At 33.4% G+C, this 16,945-nt stretch carries 21 protein-coding genes and 1 pseudogene; 4 read left to right on the forward strand and 18 right to left on the reverse strand.

What is annotated here, in order from left to right:
* Positions 1-159: 159 nt before the first annotated feature.
* The 3 genes from plsY to yidD all read left to right on the forward strand — a co-directional run bounded on the left by plsY (position 160) and on the right by yidD (position 2,054).
* Positions 160-744, forward strand: a complete 585-nt coding sequence (gene plsY / locus ACY9Z2_RS08670; protein WP_463609229.1) for a glycerol-3-phosphate 1-O-acyltransferase PlsY — start codon at positions 160-162, stop codon at positions 742-744.
* Between the two features lie 133 nt (positions 745-877).
* The gene (gene folE2, locus ACY9Z2_RS08675; RefSeq protein ID WP_463609230.1) at positions 878-1,807 is read left to right on the forward strand and encodes a GTP cyclohydrolase FolE2; all 930 of its coding nucleotides are present in this window, start codon (positions 878-880) and stop codon (positions 1,805-1,807) included.
* Between the two features lie 19 nt (positions 1,808-1,826).
* On the forward strand, positions 1,827-2,054 hold the full coding sequence (gene yidD, locus ACY9Z2_RS08680) for a membrane protein insertion efficiency factor YidD (RefSeq protein ID WP_463609231.1): 228 nt from the start codon (positions 1,827-1,829) through the stop codon (positions 2,052-2,054).
* Positions 2,055-2,081: 27 nt separating this feature from the next.
* Here the strand turns inward: yidD and ACY9Z2_RS08685 are convergent, their stop codons facing one another.
* From ACY9Z2_RS08685 to ACY9Z2_RS08710, 6 genes are all read right to left on the reverse strand, one after another.
* Positions 2,082-2,381 (reverse strand): hypothetical protein, encoded by a 300-nt coding sequence (locus tag ACY9Z2_RS08685; protein WP_463609232.1) that lies wholly within the window; start codon positions 2,379-2,381, stop codon positions 2,082-2,084.
* Positions 2,382-2,383: 2 nt separating this feature from the next.
* Complete coding sequence (locus tag ACY9Z2_RS08690; protein ID WP_463609233.1) at positions 2,384-2,806, reverse strand: acyl-CoA thioesterase; 423 nt, start codon at positions 2,804-2,806, stop codon at positions 2,384-2,386.
* 113 nt (positions 2,807-2,919) lie between these two features.
* The gene (locus ACY9Z2_RS08695; RefSeq protein ID WP_463609256.1) at positions 2,920-3,123 is read right to left on the reverse strand and encodes an FbpB family small basic protein; all 204 of its coding nucleotides are present in this window, start codon (positions 3,121-3,123) and stop codon (positions 2,920-2,922) included.
* Positions 3,119-3,712: a TlpA family protein disulfide reductase gene (locus ACY9Z2_RS08700; protein ID WP_463609234.1), complete on the reverse strand. Its 594-nt coding sequence runs from the start codon at positions 3,710-3,712 to the stop codon at positions 3,119-3,121. The genes ACY9Z2_RS08695 and ACY9Z2_RS08700 overlap by 5 nt, the downstream gene beginning before the upstream one ends.
* A gap of 149 nt (positions 3,713-3,861) precedes the next feature.
* Positions 3,862-6,573 carry an aconitate hydratase AcnA gene (acnA, locus tag ACY9Z2_RS08705; RefSeq protein WP_463609235.1) on the reverse strand — a complete coding sequence of 904 codons (2,712 nt, stop codon included), beginning with the start codon at positions 6,571-6,573 and terminating at the stop codon, positions 3,862-3,864.
* 220 nt (positions 6,574-6,793) lie between these two features.
* A complete protein-coding gene (locus ACY9Z2_RS08710) occupies positions 6,794-7,927 on the reverse strand; it encodes an ATP-binding protein (RefSeq protein ID WP_463609236.1) in 1,134 nt (377 codons plus the stop codon).
* A 244-nt stretch (positions 7,928-8,171) separates the two neighbouring features.
* Between ACY9Z2_RS08710 and ACY9Z2_RS08715 the strand changes: the two genes are divergently transcribed.
* Positions 8,172-8,597 (forward strand): DUF2621 family protein, encoded by a 426-nt coding sequence (locus ACY9Z2_RS08715; RefSeq protein WP_463609237.1) that lies wholly within the window; start codon positions 8,172-8,174, stop codon positions 8,595-8,597.
* An 89-nt stretch (positions 8,598-8,686) separates the two neighbouring features.
* Here ACY9Z2_RS08715 and ACY9Z2_RS08720 read toward each other — a convergent pair whose 3' ends face one another.
* The 12 genes and pseudogenes from ACY9Z2_RS08720 to ACY9Z2_RS08775 form a co-directional block, all read right to left on the reverse strand.
* Positions 8,687-9,160 (reverse strand): CcdC family protein, encoded by a 474-nt coding sequence (locus tag ACY9Z2_RS08720; RefSeq protein ID WP_463609238.1) that lies wholly within the window; start codon positions 9,158-9,160, stop codon positions 8,687-8,689.
* Positions 9,161-9,184: 24 nt separating this feature from the next.
* Complete coding sequence (locus tag ACY9Z2_RS08725; RefSeq protein ID WP_463609239.1) at positions 9,185-9,574, reverse strand: response regulator; 390 nt, start codon at positions 9,572-9,574, stop codon at positions 9,185-9,187.
* Positions 9,575-9,596: 22 nt separating this feature from the next.
* On the reverse strand, positions 9,597-10,022 hold the full coding sequence (locus ACY9Z2_RS08730; protein WP_463609240.1) for a Na(+)/H(+) antiporter subunit B: 426 nt from the start codon (positions 10,020-10,022) through the stop codon (positions 9,597-9,599).
* A gap of 51 nt (positions 10,023-10,073) precedes the next feature.
* Positions 10,074-10,778 carry a cytochrome c biogenesis CcdA family protein gene (locus tag ACY9Z2_RS08735; RefSeq protein ID WP_463609241.1) on the reverse strand — a complete coding sequence of 235 codons (705 nt, stop codon included), beginning with the start codon at positions 10,776-10,778 and terminating at the stop codon, positions 10,074-10,076.
* 155 nt (positions 10,779-10,933) lie between these two features.
* Positions 10,934-11,017: pseudogene (locus tag ACY9Z2_RS08740) on the reverse strand (YneF family protein); the annotation flags it as partial.
* A 170-nt stretch (positions 11,018-11,187) separates the two neighbouring features.
* Positions 11,188-11,778, reverse strand: coding sequence for a hypothetical protein (locus ACY9Z2_RS08745; protein WP_463609242.1), 591 nt, complete (start codon positions 11,776-11,778; stop codon positions 11,188-11,190).
* A gap of 14 nt (positions 11,779-11,792) precedes the next feature.
* Positions 11,793-12,137, reverse strand: coding sequence for a DUF6706 family protein (locus tag ACY9Z2_RS08750; protein WP_463609243.1), 345 nt, complete (start codon positions 12,135-12,137; stop codon positions 11,793-11,795).
* A 71-nt stretch (positions 12,138-12,208) separates the two neighbouring features.
* Positions 12,209-12,439, reverse strand: a complete 231-nt coding sequence (locus tag ACY9Z2_RS08755; protein WP_463609244.1) for a hypothetical protein — start codon at positions 12,437-12,439, stop codon at positions 12,209-12,211.
* Complete coding sequence (locus ACY9Z2_RS08760; RefSeq protein WP_463609245.1) at positions 12,436-12,621, reverse strand: hypothetical protein; 186 nt, start codon at positions 12,619-12,621, stop codon at positions 12,436-12,438. The genes ACY9Z2_RS08755 and ACY9Z2_RS08760 overlap by 4 nt, the downstream gene beginning before the upstream one ends.
* Before the next feature lie 76 nt (positions 12,622-12,697).
* Positions 12,698-13,393, reverse strand: a complete 696-nt coding sequence (locus ACY9Z2_RS08765; RefSeq protein ID WP_463609246.1) for a hypothetical protein — start codon at positions 13,391-13,393, stop codon at positions 12,698-12,700.
* A 631-nt stretch (positions 13,394-14,024) separates the two neighbouring features.
* Positions 14,025-15,383, reverse strand: coding sequence for a phage portal protein (locus ACY9Z2_RS08770; protein ID WP_463609247.1), 1,359 nt, complete (start codon positions 15,381-15,383; stop codon positions 14,025-14,027).
* A 15-nt stretch (positions 15,384-15,398) separates the two neighbouring features.
* Complete coding sequence (locus ACY9Z2_RS08775; RefSeq protein WP_463609248.1) at positions 15,399-16,859, reverse strand: terminase large subunit; 1,461 nt, start codon at positions 16,857-16,859, stop codon at positions 15,399-15,401.
* Positions 16,860-16,945 lie beyond the last annotated feature (86 nt).

Consider the following 16,945-nt stretch of genomic DNA (forward strand, 5'->3'; position numbering starts at 1 on the left):
TAAGATACCACAATCGTCTTGGTCATATTTACCCTATATGTAAAATTTAGAAACATCTTAAAGAGGATACATCTTGAATTTTTAGTTCTTTCCCCTCGAACTTCATGATAAACTAGTAATAAGTGATTACAAGTTTATTTATGAAAGAAGGAAGCGTACATGGAATATGTTATTTTTGCAATCATCGCCTATATTTTAGGGTCCATCCCATCTGCGTTAATTGTTGGGAAACTTGGTTATAAAATAGATATACGAGAACATGGAAGTGGTAATCTTGGTGCTACAAATACGTTCCGTGTACTAGGGATAAAAGCTGGAATAATAGTAACATTGGCAGATATCTTAAAAGGAACTTTGGCGACTCTGATCCCCCTGTTATTTGATGCTGATGTTTATCGGTTAGCAATAGGATTATTTGCAGTTATTGGTCATACATACCCACTGTTCGCAAAATTTAAAGGTGGTAAGGCAGTAGCGACTTCTGGCGGAATTATATTAGGTGTAAGTCCCATATTGTTCGTAAGTATACTTTTAGCATTCATTCTTACATTGTATTTATCAAAATACGTATCTTTATCATCCATCATTACAGGCGTTGTCTCTGTGATCGTTGCAGTACTGCTAAATGAAGATTCGGGATTAATCATCGTTTGCTGCGCACTAGCAATTTTCGTATCTTACCGTCATAAAGATAATATTATACGGATTCGTAATGGTACAGAACCTAAGATTACTTGGATGTAAAGTAACCGAAAATGACTACAATATCAAGTCATTATCACGATTCTAAATCAATTTGATTCAATCCAAAAAATTGAATATAACGCCATACTTGTTTATAATTTATATTATTCCTAGCAAGAAAGGGGAAACTGTCATGAGCGATTCACAAGCATCCCTTACCGTAAACTTACCAAATAAAAACGAACGCCATCAACTATTTGGTTCTGTTGGACCAGGTCCAAGAACTAAACCTGTTGAAAAAGAAAAAATGGCGGATTTACAAAATACAAAGAAAGATTTTTTATTTGATTTAGACCAAGTAGGTATTACAAATGTGAAGCACCCTATAAAAGTTGAAAGCCATATAGCACCAAAATCTCAATCTACAATCGGTACATTTGCCTTTTCATCATCCATAAAGAAGTCGAGTAAAGGTACGAATATGAGCCGTTTTATGGAACAACTAACCAATTACTATCAAAACGGATTTGTAGCAGACCTTGTTACGCTTAAAACATTTACAAGAGAACTAGCTGAAAGACTCGGTCAGAAGGACGCAAAAGTTGAGCTTGCATTTCCTTGGTTTTATGAACGTACTGGTCCTCAATCTGATATTCCTGGTATGAATCATGCAGATGTGCGTATTATTGTTGAATATGATGAAGTAAAAGGATATAACATAAGAGCTTCATTATCTGCCTTAATCACAACTTTGTGCCCTTGTTCCAAAGAAATAAGTGAATATAGCGCACACAATCAAAGAGGTTCTGTATTAATGGAAGTTTCTTTATCAGAGGACTTCGATGATAAAAAAACAGACTGGAAATCAATGTTGCTTGAAGCGGCAGAAAGTAACGCAAGCGCGCGTCTACATCCTGTTTTAAAACGGACGGATGAAAAAATTGTTACAGAGCATGCATATGAGAACCCTAGATTTGTCGAAGATATGGTAAGACTGGTTGCAGCTGATTTATATGAAATGCCATATGTTAAAAAGTTCCATGTTGCTTGCCGTAATGAAGAATCAATTCACATGCATGATGCTATTGCATCCGTAACAATTGATAAGGTGGATTACATTTAAAAGCAAAGGATTAGATTGTATGAAGGTAGTCTTTATCGCGATCATAAAATTTTATCGTAAAGCAATTAGTCCTTTAAAACCACCAACATGTCGTTTTTATCCAACCTGTTCAGAGTATGGCTTAGTAGCGGTCAAACGCTTTGGTGCCATTAAGGGTGGTTATTTAACTCTAAAAAGGATACTGAAATGCCATCCATTCCATAGTGGTGGTGTCGATCTAGTTCCTGAAAAAAAGGCTAATAATTAAAGGCTGCTGGGTATATCAGCAGCTTTTTTAAAGGTTAAATCGCTCTATTTGTTCTATTTGCTGTTCTTTTAATAAAATTTCTTTTTGTTTTTCTCCGAATAAATCAAAATGCGGAAAAATTTTATCTAAATGAATCCAATTTGATTGTAATTGATACCTTTCTCCCCATTTTATTAGGCGATCTAAATTACTACAGCCAACTTTTGTGACCGTCGTACAACCCGGAAATCGATTATCTTGCCAGTAGTGTGTTAGAAATGAAATTTCCCCTCGTTTTACATTTCGTTTCCATTTCTGTAATTCCTCGCGTTTTAATCCAAAAGCCATGCCTATTCTCCTTCAATTTCCTGCTTATATGCCTGATGCCAATCTGGAAAAGCTCGTTTTAATGAAAGTGGTCTGAAATTATCTTTTCGAACGATAACATGTTTTGTTGAACCGGTAATTGCTTCCTCTTCTTGGGCGTTTCTAATTCGATAACCATATTCTGATCGAATTCCATCGTAATGTTTTAACCACGTTTCAACAATCGCTTTTTCTCCATACCGAATAGGTTTCTTAAATGATAACTGTGCATCAATTACAGGTGAAACGATATTATTCTTTTCCATGTCAGCATAATTAAAACCAAGGCTTTCTATGAATTTCGTACGACCAATTTCAAACCATACCAAATAATTGGCATGATATACAACTCCCATCTGATCTGTTTCCTGATACCGTACATCAATATCTGTTTTAACTAATGTCACAACTACTCCTCCTACTACAATGAATACCTTTTAATTTTAGCATAATGTTACATAAATCCTAAAATAAGTAGATTGAAAAAAGCATCCCCACTTTAGATGGAAATGCTTTTCGTTTACGCTTCTTTATTTTCTTTTAGTTTCTGGTACTTCAGTTCAAATCTAGATTCTATTTTCTCTAGAACTGTTTGATCTTGCATAATTTCTTTTCGATTTTGGTTTACTAATTCATTAAAGGAAAGCCTTCTTTTTAAAGAAATAGAGATCCACTCCTTTTTTAAAGAAGTATTCCCAAATGATAGAAAATTTATAATCCTAATCTAATTTATTTAACATTTCTTCCATAAATTCATAAGACATTGGCCCGGCTTTTCTTTCAGCCTGAATGGTACCGTCAGTACCAATAAAATAGGTAGTTGGAATAATGTTTACCTCCAAATATTTACTAGCAACAGTACCTTTTTTATCTAGTAAAATTGGATACGTATAGTCATAATTACGAATAAAATCTCTAACCACTTTTGTACCTGTTTCTTGATTTGTTACATTTACAGCCAAAATTTCAACTTTGTCAGAGTGTTTTTCATAAAATTTTTGCATATCTGGCATCTCTTTTTTACAAGGTGGGCACCAAGTAGCCCAAAAATTTATAAATACTTTTTTACCACGTAAATCAGATAACTGAATCATTTCTCCAGATAAAGTTTCAAGTTTAAAGTTTGGTGCTTGTTGGCCAACCTCTAATCCGGAATTACTAGGTGATTGAATAGCCACGCCTTCTACACCCGTATTACCGGAAACATCGACAACATTTGGTCCTTCGCTATCATTAGATTTGTTTGTAATAGTAACAACTACAATACTTATCATTACTGCTAACAATGTCCCTGCTGCTATCTTTTTAATCATGCCAGCGCTCCCTCTATCCTTTGAAAAGTCTTCTTAATATAATATAGTGATAAAAAACATAAATGTAAATGGATTATATTAATGTTCATGTAAATGTAAAAAACTTCTACACTATTATAGTATAGTGTAGAAGTTTTATCATTTATACCTTACGCTTCCATTTTATTGCGAAGAACCATTTGTAAAATTCCACCATGACGGTAATAGTCGATTTCAACATCGCTATCAAAACGAGCCACTACCTCAAATTCGGTAGTTTTTCCTTCGTTGTCAACTGCGGTAACTTTAACTAGATCATGTGGTTTAACAGATTCGTCAATTTCAACATTAAACATTTCTCTACCAGTGAGACCTAACTTATCTGCACTATCACCTTTTTGGAATTGCAGTGGTAACACACCCATCATAACAAGGTTAGAACGGTGAATACGCTCAAAACTTTCAGCAATTACAGTTTTAATTCCAAGAAGGTTAGTACCTTTTGCTGCCCAGTCACGGGAGCTTCCCATACCATAGTCTTTACCACCGATTACAAGTAAACCAGTACCCGCTTCTTGATATTTCATAGAAGCATCATAAATCGGCATTACTTCTTCAGTTGGCCAATAAGTTGTATATCCACCTTCTGTACCTGGTGCTAGCAAGTTGCGAATTCGAATATTCGCGAAGGTTCCGCGCATCATTACTTCATGGTTACCACGACGTGAGCCATAAGAGTTGAAGTTACGTGGAGAAACGCCTTTATCCTGTAAATATTTACCTGCTGGCATATCTTTAGCGATTGCCCCTGCCGGTGAAATATGATCCGTTGTTACGGAATCTCCAAATAATCCAATTGCACGTAGCTTGTTCAAAGGTGTAACTGATCCAGCCTCTTTTGATAGTCCTTCAAAGAATGGAGGATTTTGAATATACGTTGATTCATCGTCCCACTTATAAAGTGGCTCGTCAGTTGTATCGATTTCGTTCCATTTTTCGTTCGAATCAAAAACATTTTCATATTCTTTACGGAAAATTTCAGGTTTTACTGTATTTTCTACTTGCTCTTTTATTTCATCCATTGTTGGCCAGATGTCATTCATGTAGATGTCGTTTCCTTCACTATCTTTTCCTAGTGGTTCGGTAGCTAAATCAACATCAACTGTACCTGCTAATGCGTATGCAACAACAAGTGGTGGAGATGCAAGATAGTTAGCTTTTACTAGTGGATGAATACGACCCTCAAAGTTACGGTTACCTGATAGTACAGATGAAACTGTCAAATCATTATCAGCAATCGCTTTTTCAATTTCTTCTTTCAAAGGTCCAGAGTTTCCGATACATGTTGTACAACCATAACCGACTAAATTAAATCCTAATTTATCTAAATATGGCATCAATCCTGAATCTTCTAGGTAACGGGTAACTACTTTTGATCCAGGTGCTAAAGATGTTTTCACATATGCAGGAACGGTTAACCCTTTTTCAACAGCTTTTTTAGCAATTAATCCAGCACCTAACATTACATATGGGTTAGATGTATTCGTACAAGATGTAATAGCTGCGATAGCTAGTGCACCAGTTTTCATTACGGAAGTAGTTCCGTCTGGGTGGTTTACAGTAGCTTCTTTATCAAACTCAGATTTATCTAAACCAAAGCCTTGGTTTCCAGCTGGAGCTGTAACAGCTTTGTTGAATTCTTTTTTCATGTTAGATAGAGCAATTAAATCTTGTGGGCGCTTTGGACCAGACAAGTTTGGCTCAAGCTCTGATAAGTTGATTTCAACAAGCTCAGTGTATTCAGGATCAGCTTGATCAGAAGAATACCAAAGGTTATTTTCTTTACAATATTTTTCAACTAATTGAATGTGCTCTTCTTTACGACCAGTAAGACGTAAATAGTTCAATGATTCTTCATCAACTGGGAAGAAACCACATGTTGCACCATATTCAGGCGCCATGTTAGAAATGGTAGCACGGTCAGCAAGTGGCATATCTTTCAAGCCAGGACCAAAATACTCTACAAATTTTCCAACTACATTTTTTTCGCGTAATACTTGTGTAACTTTTAGCGCTAAGTCAGTTGCAGTAGTTCCGTTCGGGAAGCTACCAGTAAACTTAACACCAATTACATCAGGCTGTGGTAAATATGAAGCTTGACCAAGCATTCCAGCTTCTGCTTCAATCCCACCTACACCCCAACCAAGTACACCAAGACCATTGATCATAGTAGTATGTGAATCAGTACCGAATAATGTATCCGGAAATGCGTCATAGCTGCCATCTTCTTGTTCTAGTTCGTGAACAACATTCGCAATGTACTCCAAGTTTACCTGGTGAACAATTCCGGTTGCAGGTGGAACCGCACGATAATTGTCAAATGCTTTTTGAGCCCAATGTAGAAACTCATAGCGCTCACCATTACGTTCAAATTCTAATTCCATGTTTGCTTGTAATGCATTCGGTGTACCGTATTGATCTACTTGTACAGAATGGTCAATAACAAGGTCTACAGGAACTTCTGGATTGATTTTGTCAGGTGCGCCACCCATATCAACCATTGCTTTACGTAATGAAGCAAGGTCAACAACCGCAGGTACCCCGGTGAAATCTTGTAAAATTACACGAGAAGGTTTAAATGGTACATCTACACCTGTACCTTCTTTTGTTCCCCATTTTGTAAGTCCATTTACGTGTTCGTCTTTAATTACATGACCATCATGTTGGCGAACAATTGACTCTAATAATACGCGGATGGAAAATGGTAGTCTTTTAATGTTACCAATACCAGCCTCTTCTAGAGCTTGTAGCTGATAATAGTTGTAAGTTTTTCCATTTAACTCAAATTGCTTTTTCGCTTTTAATGCGTCGTTTTGTGTCATTTTGTGGTACTCCTCTCACTCTACTTTTGCCTAATAGAGATAATTTTTGGCAAATAATCCTAGGCAAAACTAATATTCTACCTTATTATTCTAAATGAAAAAGGCATATAAAACAAATGTTATATGCCTTTTAGCGTATAGTAAAATATTATGTAAAGTGATAAGTAAAAGTTATACGTTGAATTGGATAAATAATATGTAAATTATACCCAACGAGTGTTTAACTCTCGCTAGGTACCGGGAGGATGATTTTAAATGTGCTACCCTTTGTAGCATTTTGTTCAATCTTTAACTTCCCGTCATGTTTTTCAAGTATTTGATTTGTAATCATAAGTCCTAAACCTGTGCCTGTTTTTTTTGTTGTGAAAAATGGCTCCCCTAATTTATGAATGATTTCTTCAGGAATACCTGGCCCATTATCTACAATTGCAATTTCAATATTGTTATCAGTTACAGAAACATTAATCTCGATAACCCCTTTTGAATCCATTGCCTCAATAGCGTTTTTAACTATATTGATCAGTACTTGTTTTATCTGTGATCTATCGCAGAATACGCGATGTTGTTCTGAGTTTTCCCATTTAATGTCTACATTTTTTAATCGTGCCTGTGGTAATAACAATGCTACGATCTCATGTATCATTACTTCGACAACTTCTTCTTTTTTGTTATTGGTCAATGGTTTTGAAATAAAAAGCAATTCAGACGTGATTGTTTCCATTTTCTCAATTTCATCAATCATTATTTTATAATATTCTTCTTTTCGATTTACCCCAGCTTGTAGTAACTGCATAAATCCTTTTAAAGAAGTTAGCGGGTTTCTAATTTCGTGCGCAATTCCAGCCGCTAACTGTCCAGCAACAGACATTTTTTCGGATCGAATCATCATTTCTTCGGCTTCTTTTTTATCAGAAATATCTTTGATAAGTGCTATATAATAATATGATTCATTTTCTTGATCAATTAGTTTTGAAACAGCGCACTCTGACCAAATATATTTTCCTTGTTTATTTCTAAGGTTAATATTAAATAAATGGCTCTCAAAATTACCTTTATGCTCAGAGAAATATTTTCTAATGTACGATTCATCTTCTGGGGAGATCAATTCGTACCAATTAATTTTATCTATATCACTGATAGAATAATCTAAGATTCGTTTAACAGATTTAGAAATATATTTTATATTCCCTTTTCTATCCCATATTGTAAAAAATTCATTGCTATTATTTTCAATCCATTCAATTACATATGGTGGAAGATCATTCATATCTGAATAGATTCCTTGACTGACTTCTAAGTTATTATGATTTCTATCATTCTCAGCAGTGTTCTCCATATAAAAATTAGATTTCATCGATACACCCCTTTACAGATTACAACATAAATATTGTATATAACCACTTATATGACGTTATTGTTTGAAATATGTCACTTGTAAGTTTCGGGTTATACTTTTATAATAAAACTATCGAATAAAATAAAAATATGTACAATTAATGAAAAAAAATTAGTAATTATTAGTAATCTTACTATACTTAACGTAAAAAATAAATCTTTTGTATGATTTACATTGTGAAAAATTAGAAATAGGTGATTTCATGTCGGTACTTCTCGATTATCTGATAATATTTTGGGGGTTTTTATTAATCGGTTTGATGGGTATTGGTGGCTTTTTCATGTTTCGAAAATTTTTAAAGCGATTACCTAAAGAAGACGGAAAATCCAATATGGACTGGGAAGAATACTACATGGAAAAAACCCGTCATATGTGGGGGAAAAGTGAAAAAGCACTGCTAGAAGAGCTCGTATCTCCTGTTCCTGAATTATTCCGTGATATCGCTAGACATAAAATTGCAAGTAAGATTGGTGAAGTTGCTCTTCAAAAAAAACGTAAGAAAATAACAGAAGATATTTTGATTGAAGGCTACATTGTAGCCACCCCAAAACGTGACCATAAATTTCTCAGAAAAAAGCTAGCAGAAAAAGAGATTGACGTCACCCCATATGAAACATTTTTTGAATAGATTAACATAGAACGAAGACGTAAACCTCAGATTATTGACGTTTTCTATACTACAATAAAACGAGCAAACTTTTTACGAGTTTGCTCGTTTTATCGTACTTCATTTAATTGTTTCTCTAACTTTCTGTATTTAATTAACATTGCTATTCTCCACGAAATAATCATTCCGAAAGCCAATAAGAAAAACATTCCACTTGTTTCATACAAAGATATTGAACCACTAAAGGCTAATTTTAGGACTATTCGTAAAAGTAATAAACCGAATAAAATAAACACAAAAGATTTTGATGGAATCAAATATATATCGTTTTGTTTTACTTCAAATTTAGAACTAATGATCAGTAATATCGAAAATATTATTCCTACAGATAATGCCTCAAATACTTGGCTCCATTCAACTCGAAACCTCGGAAAAATAAACATAAGTGCACCAGTACTCATAAATAATGGAGGTAAAATAATTTTTTTTACAGAAGCTGGTTTTTTGGCGGATTTAAGTCGTAGAAAAATCATTAAAACTGCCATGCATCCAGCTCCGACCGTACTAATTATTATCCAGAACATACTTCATCAACTCTTTCACGATCTTCAGCGGTTTATGTTAGTTGTTGGTTCATCTTTATGTAGAACACGAGCCAATGTATCTGAAACACGATTTTCATCAAATGGCTTTATAATGAAATCACTCGCACCGATTTCAATAGCTTCGACAACGACTTTTTGTTGTCCCATTGCAGAACAGACAACAATTTTGGCGTTTGGATCATATTCTTTAATGGCCTTAATTGCATCAATTCCATTCATAATGGGCATCGTAATGTCCATTGTGACAATATCTGGGTTCAATTCTTTGTATAAGTCTATTGCCTCTTTTCCATTTTCAGCTTCACCAATGACCTCGTAATTTTCATTTTTTAACATTGTAGAAAGCGTTACCCGCATAAATTTAGCATCATCCACAATAAGAACTTTTGACATTCTATTATTCCCCCAATAATAGTTATTGATCATTCGCTATAGATAAAATAATCGTAATAGTAACACCTAATACAGTTACAAAGACACCTAAATCAAATATCATCGCGGTTGCTAATTCTATTTCTCCAAATATAGGTACATGAAAATAACCGTATGTATGCGATAGAAATGGAACTCCAAAAACAAAAGACCCCAACCCTGTAGACAACGCGATAATTAAGCCTATAGGTATTAATGTTCGGAAATTAATGGGTAATACTTTTTCAACAGCCTCTATACCATATGCCATGTACATAAGTAATATTGCGCCAGAGGTGACTAATCCTCCAACAAACCCTCCACCGGGGGCATTATGACCTGCTAATAATAAATAAACTGCAAATCCTAGCAGAATAAAGGCTATAAGTGATGTGGTGGTTCGAAGTATAAGATCATTTGGTTTAAACATTATCAAAGCCCCTTTAACTAATATACTAATACAAACGTTCTAAAAAATCTATCAAAATCCAGAAAATCCAAATACACCAGCTAAGTATGATGTCAATTTCGTCATCCAATCAAAAAATAAGGCAATCCCCATTAAAATCATGATATAGCCTCCGATTTTTACCATCTTAATACTATTTCGTTTAATCCAAGATAATTTCCCTATAAAGAAAGACAAAATTATAAAGGGCAGCGAAAAACCAAGTATGTAGCTTATCATCATTATCATGCCTAAATCTGGATTAGTAGCTGCTAACGAAATAACAATTGCTAAAATTGGTCCCATACATGGTGTCCAGCCGAGGGAAAAGGCAGTACCGATTATAAAAGAACCTGCATATCCTGTAGGACGGTTTTTGAACGTAATTTTCCGATCCTTCATTAAGAATTCAAAATTTAAGACTCCAACTATTACGAGGCCGAAAAATACAATCAATATTGCTCCAACTTGTCGAATTATATCTTGGTATGTAACCAAAAATTCCGATACGAACGTACTAGAAAATCCAATTACCATAAATATACTTGAAAACCCTAATAAGAAGAAAATTGTATGCAACAGGCTTTTACGCTTCAACATGATATTATCTTCTTTCATTTCACTAACACTCATTCCAGTTATGTACGATAAAAATGCTGGATACAGTGGCAATACGCATGGTGATATAAAAGACAAAAATCCAGCACCAAACGCAATAAATATATTGATCTCTGACATAGTAACCCTCCTAAAACCATTCACTATTCTATATTGTATCAGAATGTGAGGAGATTTTATGATGCGGAGTTTGACAATAATGCAACTATTATAAAATACCCCTTAATACGGTTATGTATTAAGGGGTAGATGCAAAGTCATGCATTTATGTTTAATTACTTACCTTGTTGATTGTTCATTGCACGCATCATTTGATTAATTTTCTTTTGTGATGGTTTTTGACCCATTTGCATCAAAACCTTGATGTATCAGGGTTTCAGTCCACTTTTACGACCACTTTTTCTGATAAGAAAAATATACCACAGTAGAATGATTTTGTCTAATATTATATGTAGATTGATTAATTTTTCTTCCTTATTATATAGAAGGTTTTTAAATGCTTAATACTGTCCAAGAAAAACTTAACCAATTATGTAGTAGTCCACTCCATGATTAATATACGTAAACCTGATTGAAATAAATTAATATCCGTCACACTATAATTATGATTTAATACTGTGTGTGTACTACCTTGTGTAATTTGTTGTGTCGTATGGTTATCAGGCAATATAACACGTATCCTGCTATCTAGAGTGGTGATATATCCTTGATCAAGTGAAACTGAATCCTGATACGCTACACAAGGCAAATCTTCTGTAACTTCCTTTGGTTCTTTTCCTTCAACATAAATAGGATTACCAAGACGATCATATTCTTTGATTACACCTTCAGTCATATAAGTAAATGAAAATGCTACTGTCATAGGTCGCATAGTTGCCTTGTACTCAAAAGACCGCTTACTTTGAACATCAGAAATGATTAAGTATTCCACATCATCATATTTAATTACCATTCCACGCTCTAGTTTCCAATTTGTATGGATTGTTTTATCATCAAAGTTTGGCAATGTATCTGAAACAGTTTGAGAAGATAATATTGCTTTACGTGAATTTGCTTCATTATTCAGATATACGTCTGAGCCAAATTGATTGATTAATTGTGTGAATGATTTCTCTAACATATAATCACCTTCCTTTATTGATCAAATAACATGAAGAAACTTGTTTCATTTGCAACTTGTTCATCAGTTTTTAACTTCCTGATTTTTCGTTCTAAGTGTTCTATTCTTGATTGTAAATTTTCATGGAACTGTGAAATACTCATATCCTCATGTGATACATTTTTCATTTGTTCAGGATTGTTTGCAATGGATTCCAGTATAGATAATGCAGATTGATAAATTAATTTCTTTGACGTTGCAGATTCAGGATTATATTCAGTGAATGGCTGCAAGTTATTTTCTTGTAAGTAGATGATTAATTCATCTTGTTCTAGTTTGATACCTTTCGTTTCCATTTGTAATCTTTGTAAATTATTCAAGTGATCACTCCTTTATATTTTGGCAATAAAAAAAAGACACTCCTAATTGGAATGTCAAAGTATATTTTCATTTACTTACTAAACTGTTCTATAAGCATTTTAGAGTTATCCAAAAGTCCATTAAGCATTTTTTCTTCATCAACATCAACACTTATAACATCAAAAGAACCATCTTTTGTTACTTTGTTATTTTTTACGTCACAAGTTATCCTACAAAAGATTTTGCCCTCTTTACTAATTGTTGCTTCGACTATTTGATTTTCGGTATCTATTACAGGATATTCTAGTTTAATTATATTCATCGTTTCACCTCAATTATATCAGTATCTAGGATTATTTCTTTTCTGTTATCCGTGTCTGTTCTCATTGATAAAATAGGAGAAACAATCTTCTCATTTTGCCCGTTCAAATGTACTTGAATTAAAACATCATCATCTTTATTTGGATGAGAATCTAAATACCTTAATAATTCTTTTACTTTCATTATTACCATCCCCTTTGCCTACTAAATTCGACATGGAGGACTATTTTCCTGCTAAAGATTAAGGTTTAATTAGTTACTACAAGTCGTTTTCGCTATTATCACCTTTATTATTTGTTTTCATATATTCTTCTAATGCACCATAAGTAGCAATGTAGTTTATACTACTTCCTGAAAATGATATAAGTGATCTATCAGTAAACCACATATACATTTCCTCTTTATTATATGGTGTTTCTCCATAAACAGGTTCACCATACTTGGATTCAAGCGAATTATATAAATCTTCTTGTTCTTCTTTACTTATATCCTTAAACCAGTAATCGCCTTCAACAAGAACAAAGTCATTTAATTTTAATATTTCAGGAATGCTTTCATATTCTTTATACAATTCTTTATTCTCTTCTTCAAATTCTTGATTAATTTTTACTCTTTCTTCATCAGTTAAAGAATCATCTTTTAGTTTTTTAAAGAGTTCGTTAAATTTATCATCAAATTGTCGATATGTTAAAACTCTTATTTTTTCTACCTCATTATTGAAAACATATTCAACATCTGCTTTAAGACCATTGATTACTAAATCTTCATATTCAACCACTGGTCTATCATCATAATCTAAATCCTCAGTATATAATTCATTACCGTTTTCCTTTTCTAATTTAATAACATTTTTCTTAGTCATTCCCCATGAAGAATCTTTAAAATCTTCATCATCACCACTACAACCAACTAAGACAATGGAAAGTATAATTAAAACGTATAATATTTTCTTCATTTACCATATTCCCCCTTTTTATATACAATACGACAAATAGGGTAATAATCCTGCTTATATACAATACGACAAATAGGGTAATAATCCTGCTTCAATTTTACCATATACCTAATATTTTTTGGGGTGTGTAAATCGGTATGCTAGGCAACTCAATATTGACAATTGGGGTATCCATGCTTATAATAGGTCATGTAAGCCACATATAGCCACGTTACAACCTCTTATATACATTTACCATTCAGTTACCTCAAACTGTCTACATTGACCTTTCACTAATCCGTACAATTCCCATCAATAATAAGTAGAATAAGAGATAATTTACTTCCAATAACGTATGTTATGTATACTAACTAAAAGTAACCATGTATTTTCTCCTAAAATATGGTAAAAATTAGTGTGACGTAATATTTCATTATGTCCTATAATAACCATTATGTGACATTAGGATATACTTCCATAACAGCCGAGCCAAAACATCGCTGGCTCTATAACAGCCGAGCCATGAGATCACTGGAAATTGTGTGGATTTTTGTACTATACTTTAGTGCACTAAAGCGTTATAAGTAACAGGGCGTGAACACTGATATATATTATCCACCAACAATCCACGCCATTACTACATTCTGCCTAACTATGCACCAACTTTATCCTTCTCATTACCACCTGTATTAGTTTCATCATCATCATCTGTATTAACTGTATCATTATTACCTTCAGCAAATATCTTTTCCAATTCCATCTGAACATCATTTGTGAATGGCGAATTACTCAATATACTTTCTAAACTAATCGCACCCATATCACGTAACTCTTTCAACATTTCAATGATTTCTTTGTCATTAGAAGGTGTAGCATATGTAAATACCATGTCTAATGATTCATAATTATCATCACTAAACTTAGTACCTTGTAACGCTAACAATGAACGTACCTTATCAAATCGTTCTTCAATACCATCACGCATATATTGTTCGTTCATACCTGCCTTAATGTTTGCCAACTGGAATAACAGTTTGATACTTACCTCACTAAGATTAGATATATCTGTCTTATTCATACTTACAGCAGGTGTTTGAGATATATCTAATAAAGATTGCAACAGTGTCTTGAATAATGTTTCAAATGACTTACTATCTAATTTGGCTTGTAGATAGAACGCATTACCACCATCTTCAATATTAATACCCTTACCAACAATATCAGCAGGTAATCCACTACCTTTCAATTCCTGACCGACATTTATAAATATTGGATCAAGGAATTTCTCTACACCATCAGAATACTTAGATATAATACTCTCAAGGTTATCAAGTATACTAATCCAATCATCTAATTCACTCTTACCTTCAACATCTGATAATTCATTGTCATTATGATATATAATAGGTAATCCACTTAGATTGTTGTACCTTCCAATTAACCGTAAATCTCCACCATTATTATCATATTCACTAACAACATCAGTTTCATAAACGGTATAATATTCAATCCCATCATTCATAAACGCCTGTATATATGCAATCAACTCATTATCCTTATCATAAACTGGATAACCTTCACTCGGATCAATCAATTTTGACTTAATAACACCCTTATCCATATAAACATATTCTGCAACCTGACCATATTTCAAAACTTTATCTAATATCTTCAGATTGATACGGTTATATTTACCTTTACGATTAACTTTTTGATATTTCTTTACAACATTTTCATTACCAGTCAATGTGATCGGATTTTGTAATAGATATGCCTTCTGAAAGTTTAACAATGTCTTAGCATAATTTAATACAATCTTTCTCGGCTCAAAATCCTTTCCATTATATTTGTATGATTGTTTACGCAATATCTTATGATCACCGTTTAGATATTCTTTTTTATCCATAATATCTTGAACTCTTGCCTGATTATGATGTTCTTGGACAAATTCAACAAACCATTCACTGGAACTTTCATATTTATCTTTTATGTATTGATCTAATTTTGCCATTTTCTCATTCCTTTCTTAAATATCAACGTAATACTTGCCTTGTTTCATTGCCTGACACGCCATAGCAACGGAAATGACATTATCATCATGTAGTCCATTTCCACGCTTATTTCCCATTTTTCCATTGTCATCTATGTATATCTTCATTTCTTCCAACGTCTGAACACATTCAATATTGATAAATCCTAACTCAAAATTTTCCTTCATATCACTAATAAGGATTGATTTTGTAACATTTGTAGTTTGGAATCCTAATTGGAAACGTTTCTTGCCACGTTCATTGAATATCTTACTTTTTAACAAGTTTAAATAGCCATGTTCTTTCCTTAAACGTTCCAATAAAGGTGTACCAAAGGAATTTCGTTCCACACAAAGAAACGCATAATTAAAAAACCTGCCTAGAGCATTTATAACTTTTGCATACTCATAAACAGGTACATCATTTGCATAGAATGAAGCCATTTGCTGACCATCTGCATTAAAAATGGAACATGTGGAATTATCCGTATTACCACCGTTACCACTGGCAACGTCTACACCGCCATACATTCGTACACTTGATTTAGGTAGATGATAGATATACAAACTCTTATTAATGTAAGGTTTCAATACTTCAGGTAACTCATCATAAACTTCATTAGTTGGAAGTGGATCAAGAACATTCGCCAAACGTTCATTTATCTTATTTGTATCAAATACGGATACATTACTTGTTTGAAATGCTTCATCAGGTGTAGTGGGAAATTCCCTCATAAACTTATCTTCACTATTTGATTCTATGTAATATCGCCTGAACATCAATTGTCTAAAGGTTGCTTTATACTTATCTCGTAATACTATTTCATCATGTTCAAGGTGTTTCTTTGACATTCTCTCGCCTTTATTATGTAATTTAAACCATTCTTCTGCTTCATCAAAACTATGCTTAAATTGGCTAGAATACGCTTTAGCCAACCATGAATAAAAGTGTGCTTTCCATACTGTTTCTTTACCTCTCCATGCACGTTGAAACATTTCTTGATATGTGTTGTAGCCCATTGCTGTTGACTCAATGATAATCTTACTGTTCGGATTCTTTGCCAATGCAGGAATGGAAGTAGCAATAATTTCTTCTTGTTGCTCAATATTGTATTTAGCCATCTCACTAAGATGAATAAGTTGGAATGTGTTTCCTGAAATTGAATCTTCACCACCAGCAGTTGCCACTTGGATACGTGATCCATTTTCAAAATAAATCTCATCTCGATTGGATATAACCTTTTTCGGAAACAGTTTTTGCTTTTCATACTTTTCATGTGGTAGATTCTGATACATTTTATTTATTCGCCTTAACAATGATTGAGTTACTTTATTGTGGTGTGTCATCATCAAATAAGACGTATCAGGTTTAGTTATTGCTGAATACAACATATATGCCAATGACCAAGTGGTAAAACCTATTTGACGACCCTTTAATATGATATTATACTTAACCATTTCTTGTGTGAATTGTTCTTGTTCAGGATTTTGTGACTGCTAAACTAAATGAGACAGTTATTGCTAGATAAGATAGAACACTTTAC

The sequence above is a fragment of the Virgibacillus sp. GM2-2 genome, assembly GCF_055329585.1.